Origin of the sequence: Shewanella sp. AS16, assembly GCF_021412365.1 — a bacterium.
Classification (GTDB): Bacteria; Pseudomonadota; Gammaproteobacteria; order Enterobacterales; family Shewanellaceae; genus Shewanella; species Shewanella salipaludis.
Genome location: NZ_JAKCLK010000400.1, coordinates 1 through 283, shown reverse-complemented (window position 1 = coordinate 283; position 283 = coordinate 1). Strand labels below are relative to the sequence as shown.

The following is a 283-nucleotide window of genomic DNA, read 5'->3' as shown; positions in this document are numbered from 1 at the left end:
GAAGATGCGGTCGAGAGTGAACTGTTTGGTCATGCTCCGGAAGGGAAGAAAGGGTTCTTTGAGCAGGCGAACGGTGGTTCGGTGCTGTTGGATGAAATAGGTGAGATGTCACCACGGATGCAGGCGAAATTACTGCGTTTCCTTAATGATGGCACCTTCCGTCGGGTTGGCGAAGACCATGAGGTGCATGTCGATGTGCGGGTGATTTGTGCTACGCAGAAGAATCTGGTCGAACTGGTGCAAAAAGGCGTGTTCCGTGAAGATCTCTATTATCGTCTGAACG

The 283-nt window shown here is 51.2% G+C and carries 1 protein-coding gene; it reads left to right on the top strand.

Features of this window, described 5'->3' with window-relative positions; translation table 11 throughout:
- The coding region (locus LZP73_RS20830; RefSeq protein ID WP_234236886.1) for a sigma 54-interacting transcriptional regulator at window positions 1–283 on the top strand (283 nt) is incomplete at both ends.